General features: G+C 72.8%; 5 protein-coding genes. 4 read left to right on the forward strand and 1 reads right to left on the reverse strand.

Annotated elements, in window-relative coordinates; all coding sequences use genetic code 11:
* Positions 1 to 894: alkene reductase (locus CCL05_RS22615; RefSeq protein WP_086562308.1), on the reverse strand; the 894-nt coding region annotated here is incomplete at its 3' end.
* A gap of 133 nt (positions 895 to 1,027) precedes the next feature.
* Between CCL05_RS22615 and CCL05_RS22620 the strand changes: the two genes are divergently transcribed.
* The 4 genes from CCL05_RS22620 to CCL05_RS22635 form a co-directional block, all read left to right on the forward strand.
* Positions 1,028 to 3,676, forward strand: a complete 2,649-nt coding sequence (locus CCL05_RS22620) for an ATP-binding protein (RefSeq protein WP_086562310.1) — start codon at positions 1,028 to 1,030, stop codon at positions 3,674 to 3,676.
* 90 nt (positions 3,677 to 3,766) lie between these two features.
* A complete protein-coding gene (locus tag CCL05_RS22625) occupies positions 3,767 to 4,750 on the forward strand; it encodes an NADPH:quinone reductase (RefSeq protein ID WP_086562311.1) in 984 nt (327 codons plus the stop codon).
* Positions 4,751 to 4,854: 104 nt separating this feature from the next.
* Positions 4,855 to 5,397 (forward strand): SRPBCC family protein, encoded by a 543-nt coding sequence (locus CCL05_RS22630; RefSeq protein WP_086562309.1) that lies wholly within the window; start codon positions 4,855 to 4,857, stop codon positions 5,395 to 5,397.
* A gap of 88 nt (positions 5,398 to 5,485) precedes the next feature.
* A partial coding sequence (locus CCL05_RS22635; RefSeq protein WP_086562312.1) for a class I adenylate-forming enzyme family protein occupies positions 5,486 to 7,090 on the forward strand: 1,605 nt, incomplete at its 3' end.

The raw sequence follows: 7,090 nt of genomic DNA on the forward strand, positions 1-7,090 counted from the left end.
CACCGCGGCCTCCTCGCCCGTGGCGTGCGGGTTGAGGATCAGCACACCCGGCCAGTCCCGCCGGATCAGCTTCGTGATGTCACGGCTGCCGAACTCCATCACGTGGACATAGGCCAGGTTGAGCGGCGCCAGGGCGCGGATCAGGGCCTCGTACAGCGCGGCGGAGTCGCTCTCCTCGATGCCGTTGGTCGTGTTGGCGGGGGACAGGCGGATGCCGACCCGCTCGGGGCCGATCGCGTCGCTGACCGCCTGGGCGACCTCGACGGCGAACCGGATGCGGTTGTCGACGCTGCCGCCGTAGGCGTCGGTGCGCAGGTTGGTGTTGTCGGCGAGGAACTGGTGGATCAGGTAGCCGTTGGCGCCGTGCAGTTCCACACCGTCGAACCCGGCGTCCATCGCGTACTTGGCGGCGGAGATGTGGTCCTCCACCGCCCGGGCGATGTCCTCCAGGTCCATGGCCTTGGGCGTGGGGTGGTCCAGCATGCCGTCCGGCGTGTACATCCGGCCGCCCGAGGCCACCGCCGACGGGGCCAGCGGCAGCGCGCCGTCGGGGTAGAGGCTCGGGTGCCCGATGCGGCCGGAGTGCATGATCTGCACGAAGATCCGGCCCTGCCTCTCGTGCACCGCGTCGGTCACCCGACGCCATGCCTCCACCTGCTCGGGCGTGTGCACACCCGGTGTGTCGATGTATCCCTGCCCGATCACGCAGGGCTGCGTGCCCTCGGTGATGATGAGACCCGCTCCGGCGCGCTGCGCGTAGTAGTCGGCCGCCAGCGGGGTCTGTACGCCGTCCCTGGCCCGGCTGCGCGTCATCGGCGCCATGACGAGCCGGTTGGGCAGCGTCAACTTGCCCAGGGGCAGCGGTTCGAAGAAGTGGCTCACGATCTCCTCCATCGGGGAACGGCTTGTTCCACACCGTAAGAAGGGGGGAGGTCAGGCCGAATCAGTAAGATTTCTGAAACCGGATACGTACGTCGGCACGGCTTGCCTACCGGTGGGCCGCATCACGGGGAGTGGGGGCACCTACGTGCTGTACGGCAGGTCCACCGAGCTTGCGGCGCTTGAGGAACTGACCGCCCGGGCCCGCGAGGGACGCAGCGGTGCCCTGGTCCTGCGGGGCGAGGCGGGCATCGGGAAGACGGCCCTGCTCGACCGGGCGGCGCAGTCGGCGTCGGCGTCGGGCATGCGGGTCCTGCGGGTCACCGGGGTCGAGCCGGAGGCGGACCTCGCCTTCGGCGGGCTGGTGCAGCTGCTGTGGCCGGTGCAGGACCGGCTGGACGGCTTACCCGAACCGCAGGCTGAAGCCCTGCGGGCGGTCCTCGGGACCGGGCGCACCCGGACGCAGGACAGGTTCCTGACCGGGCTGGCCGTGCTCACGCTCCTGGCGGACCTGGCCGAGCAGGGGCCGCTGCTGTGCCTGGTGGACGACGCCCAGTGGCTGGATCAGGCCACCGCCGACGCGCTGCTCTTCGCCGCCCGCCGGCTCTCCGCCGAGCAGGTGGCCATGGTGTTCGCGACCCGGGACGAGGGGTTCGCCGCACCCGGGCTCACCGAACTGCGCCCCTCCCGGCTCGACACCGGCGACGCCATGAGCATCCTCGCCGGCCTGGGGCTGGCCCCCGCCCTGCGGGACCAGGTCATCGCCGAGTCCGCCGGTAACCCGCTGGCGCTCATCGAGTTCGGCGCCGCCCGCCGCGACGACCCGGGCAGGTTCACGCCCCTGACCGTCGCCGACCGGGTGCTGTCGTCGTACCGCACCCAGATCGCCGCGCTCCCCGAGAAGACGCGGCTGGCGCTGCTGTTCGCCGCGGCCGAGGGGCGGGGCGACCTGCCGCTGCAGATGAAGGCCGCCCGGAGGCTCGGCGTGGGGCTGGAGGACCTGGAGGACGCGGAGCGGGCAGGGCTCATCCAGGTGACCGAGAGCACCGTGGTGTTCCGCCACCCGCTGATCGGGACCGCCGCCTACCAGGGAGCCGTACTGGCCCGGCGGATCGCCGTCCACCAGGCGCTGGCCGACGCCGCGGAGGATCCCGACTGCCGGGCCCGGCACCTGCCGCTGGCCACGACCTCGCCCGACGACGGAGTCGCCGCCGAACTGGTGGCCGCCGCCGAGCGGGCCGCCGACCGCAGCGCGTACGCCGCCGCCTCGCTCCTGCACCAGCAGGCCGCCCGGCTCACCCCCGACCGCCGCGACCAGGTGCACCGGCTCACCGACGCCGCGACCTGCGCCCTGAACGCCGGGCACGCCGGCCAGGCCCGGGACCTGGCCGAGCAGGCCGAGCGGTCGACCCCCGAACCGGAGGACCTGGCCCGGCTCGCCCCCGTGCGGGCCGCCGTGATGTTCGAGTCGGGGGACCAGCGGGAGGCCGCCCGGCTGCTGCTGCGGCGGACGCACGCGGCCGGCCCCGGCCTGGGCCCCGCCATGCTCCGCACCGGCGCCACGTACGGCTGGTTCGCCGGTGACGCCGACTCGGTGCGGGAGGCCGCCGAGCGGCTGGCGTCCCTCGGGGAGGCCGACCCGATGGTGGAGGGCATGGCGTACCTCGTCGACGACGACTACGGCCGCGGACTGCCCCTGCTGGAGCGCGCCGTCGCCGCCGGCCAGGACGGCACGGACGCGGCGCGCACCCGCGCCCTGCACAGCGCGATCCTGCTCGGGGACGACGCCACGGCCATGGAACTGGCCGCAGCCGAGGTGGCCCGCTGCCGCGCGCAGGGCCTCATCGGGGCCCTGCCCCAGGCTCTGCACCTGCTGGCGGAGCGCCAGGTGCTGGCCGGGGCGCACCGGGACGCCGAGGCGTCGGTGGCCGAGGCCGTGGAGATCGCCCGCGACACCGGGCTGCGCGAGCGCGTCGCCTGGCTCAACGGCGTTCCCGCCCGGATCGCGGCGATCGAGGGCGACGAGCAGCGCTGCCGCAGCCTCACGCGGGACGTGCCCGACGTCGGCCGGGTGGCCGGCGAGAGCGCCCTGAGCCTGCTGGAACTGGCGCGCGGCGACTACGAGGCGGCGCTCGGCCGGCTGGAGAGCGCCGTCGGCCCGGGGCCGCAGCGCCACACGGCGATGGCCATGGCCACCGTCGCCGATCAGGTGGAGGCCGCGGTACGGCTCGGGCAGTCCGAGCGGGCCGAGCGGCCGATGCTCGCCTTCGAGGCCTGGGCGCGGGCCGGCCGGCAGCCGTGGGCGCGGGCGGTGGCCCACCGGTGCCGGGCGCTGGTCGACGGGCGGGAGGAGGACTACCGCGAGGCGGTCCGGCTGCACGGACAGGTCCGGCGGCCCTTCGAGCGGGCCCGCACCGGGCTGCTGTACGGGGAGTGGCTGCGCAGGGCCCGGCGCCGCAGCGAGGCCCGTGACTCGCTCCGGTCGGCCCTGGAGGAATTCGAACGGCTCCGCGCCGTGCCCTGGGCGGAGCGTGCGCGTGCGGAGCTGCGGGCGGCGGGTGACGCCACGACGGGCGCCAAGGCCACCGCGGAGAACGTCCTCGACCGGCTGACCCCGCAGGAGCTGCAGGTGGTCCGGCTGGCGGCCGACGGCAACAGCAGCCGGGAGATCGCCGCGCAGCTGTTCCTCAGCCGCAGGACCGTCGAACACCACCTGTACAAGGCCTATCCCAAGCTGGGCGTCGGCTCCCGGCGGGAACTGGCCCGTCTCAACCTCGTCGGAACGGGGCGGATCTGACAGACCCGGTCCCGATCTGACAGATCCGCGACGGCGTCCGGGCCGCTCGCGGACGGGGCCGGGGCCTCTTTGCCAGAATCCCTGACCATGATGCGTGCTGCCTACATTGAACAGCTCGGATCTCCGGACGTCATCCGTTACGGTGATCAGCCCACGCCGGAACCGGGCCCGACCGACGTCCTGGTGGACGTCACGGCCGTCTCGGTCAACCACGTCGACACCTTCGTGCGCTCGGGCGCCTGGCGAACCCCGCTCACCTTCCCCTTCGTCATAGGCCGGGACCTCACCGGCACCGTCGCCGCGGTCGGCGCCGGAGTCCACCGGTTCCGGCCCGGCGACCGCGTGTGGTGCAACAGTCTCGGCCACGACGGCCGTCAAGGGGCCGCCGCCGAGCGGGTGGTGGTGCCCGTCGACCGGCTGTACCGCCTGCCCGAGGGCGCCGACCCGTACGAGACCGTCGCGCTGGCCCATCCGGCCGCGACCGCCTACCTCGGCCTGTTCACCCACGGGCGGCTCCGCTCCGGCGAGACCGTCGTCGTGGTCGGCGCGGGCGGGAACGTCGGGAGCGCCCTGGTGGTGATGGCCGCCGCCGCGGGCGCCCGGGTCGTGGCCGTCGCCTCCGCGCGGGACGCCGAGTACTGCCGCGGCCTCGGCGCCGACCACGTCGTCGACTACCGGGACCCCGACGTGCCCGGGCGCATCCGCGCCGCCGCCCCGGCGGGCGCCGACCTCTACCTCGACGCCTCCGGCACCAACGACCTGGAGACAGCGGTGGACCTGCTCGCCGGGCGGGGGCGGATCGTGCTGCTCGCCGGACTGCGCTCCCGGCCCGTGCTGCCGGTGGGCCCGCTGTACCTGAGGGACCGTTCGATCCACGGCTTCGCCATCTCGCACGCCACAGCCGGGGAGCTCGCCGAGGCCGCCAGCGCCATCAACCGGCTGGTCGCCGACGGAAGCCTCAGGCCCCGGGCCGTCGAGCGGCTGCACCTGAGCGACGCCGCCGAGGCCCACCGCCGGCTGGAGGAGGGCAAGGTGCACGGAAAACTCGTGCTGAGCGTCGCCGACGGGGCCTGAGGCGATCGGGGCGCACGGCGCCGGTGAAATGCGGGAATTCAGACCTGACAAATGAGAAAGCCGCTCTTTGACCGGCACCGGGCAGCCTCGACAGAATTCTGCACATGACTCAGTCAATCATCGACACCTCGCCGCTCTTCCAGCTCAAGGCCGACATTCACATTTCCGCGACCCCGCTCGAGGTCTACTCCGTCGTCAGTGATCTGCCGCGCAGTGCCGAATGGAGCCCCGAATGCCGGGGCGGCACGTGGGTCTCCGGCGAACCCTCCACCGTCGGCGCCGTCTTCCGCGGCGAGAACCTCCGCAGCGAGGACGTCGTCGCCTGGGCGCCCCTGGTGCGCGGCGTCTGGCACACCGAGTGCCGCATCACCGCCGCCGAGCCCGGCCGCACCTTCCAGTGGATGATGCTCACCCACGCCCGCGAGGACCAGGAGAGCATCTGGGGCTTCGACATGGCGCCCGCCGGCGACGGCTGCGTGCTCACCCACCACTTCCGCATGGGCCGGGCCACCGCCGGCATCCACAAGATCGTCGCCGACCTCGACGAGGACGACCGCAAGCGCTTCGTCGCCGACTGGACCGCCAAGCTCGAGCAGGACCTCGACGCCACGCTGAAGCGCATCAAGGACGTCATCGAAAAGCGGTGACATTTCCCGGTGATCCGTACGGGAGCCTGAATTCAAACGGCCCGCCGCACGGCTGAGGAACAGTCACGGCGGATGAGAGGGTGGGCAGATGTTTCTTCAGCGTATCGGAAACAAGGGAATTCGGCTGGGCACGCTCTTCGACCGGGCCGCGGCCCGGCACCCGGCGAATCCCGTTATTCTCGACCATGATCTCGACATCGCTCCGGAGCGCGGGCGCCGCATGACGCTCACGGAGGTCGCCGACCTCGTCGACGACCTGGCCTCCCGGCTGTGGGCGGCCGGCGTCCGGCCCGGGGAGCGCGTGGTCGTCCACAAGACCAACGGGTTCGACATCACGCTCCTGGCCTGTTCCACCGCCAGGATCGGCGCCGTCCCGGTCCTGCTGTCCCCGAAGCTCGACGGCGCCACCGTGTGCGAGCTGGTGCGCCGCGTGGACCAGCCCTACCTGGTGACCGACCAGGACAAGCTGGACCACCATCTGCCCGCCGAGGTCTTCGGCCTGACCCGGAAGGTGCTCCTGGCCTCCGGCAGCCACGACGAGGCCCTCACCTTCGCCTCGCTGGCAGGCTCGACCCGGGTCGCGCCGGTGACCATGCCCCCGGACCACCCGACGCTCGTCACCCACACCTCCGGTACCACCGGAACGCCCAAGCTGGCGGTGCACACCGGGCGCACCTTCGAGGCCCGTTACCGCCCGCAGGGCACGGTGGCGTCCCTGGTGGGCCGCAGCGAACCGGTGGCCATCCACGTGTCGTTCGTGCACTCGCGGATGTTCACCGCCATGCCCATCACGATCCTCCAGGGACACCCGATGATCATCCTCCGGGACGACGACCCGGAGGTCGTGGCCGAGGTGTTCCGCCAGGCCCCGCCGGGCCTGATCGAGGCGCACCCCAACACGTTCCTGCGCTGGGAGGTGCTGGTCGATGACCCGCGCCGGCCGCTGGCGAACGTGAAGTACTTCAGCAGCACCTTCGACGCCATCCACCCGCGCACCGTGCACCTGATGCTGACCGCGTCACGGCGCGAGTCGCCGCAGTTCGTCCAGATGTACGGGCAGAGCGAGGTCGGCCCGATCGCCGGGCGCACCTACTCCAAGAAGCGCGGCGCGGACGCCGACGGCCGCTGCGTGGGCTCCCCGTTCCCCGGCATGACGGGCGTCCGCGTCGTCAGCCGGGACGGCAAGCGGCCCACCAAGTCCAACCCCGGCTACATCGAGGTGCGTTCCGACGGACGGATCGTCACCTACCTCGGTGAGCACGCGCGCTGGGAGAAGCAGGCCGACGGCGAGTGGTGGCGCATGGGCGACCTGGGCTACCGCACCAAGTGGGGCTGCCTGCACCTGCTCGACCGGGAGGTCGACGAGATCGAGGGCATCGACAGCACCCTGGAGATCGAGGACACCCTCTTCGCCCGGATACCGGAGCTCGTCGAGGTCATCATCGTCCCCGACGAGGACGGCAAACCCCTGCCCGTGGTGTGCACCCGCGACGACAAGCCCCTCGACCTCGCCGCCTGGAAGTCGGCGGTGGCCGGTCTGCCCGCGATGGCGGAGCCCGTGCAGTGGAAGCTCGACGACCTGCCGCAGACCGCCACCACCAAGATCAAGCGGCTGGAACTGGCCCGGCTGCTGAAGGCGGAGCGGGGGCCGGGGCTTACGCTTCCGCCCGCTCCGCCTTCAGCAGCCGGGCCA

It is taken from the genome of Streptomyces africanus (assembly GCF_002150735.1).
In the GTDB taxonomy this organism is placed as follows: domain Bacteria; phylum Actinomycetota; class Actinomycetes; order Streptomycetales; family Streptomycetaceae; genus Streptomyces; species Streptomyces africanus.

Coding starts and splice junctions, on each gene's coding strand:
- CCL05_RS22630 (WP_086562309.1), top strand. CDS start 4,855: ATGACTCAGTCAATCATCGACACCTCGCCGCTCTTCCAGCTCAAGGCC.
- CCL05_RS22625 (WP_086562311.1), top strand. CDS start 3,767: ATGCGTGCTGCCTACATTGAACAGCTCGGATCTCCGGACGTCATCCGT.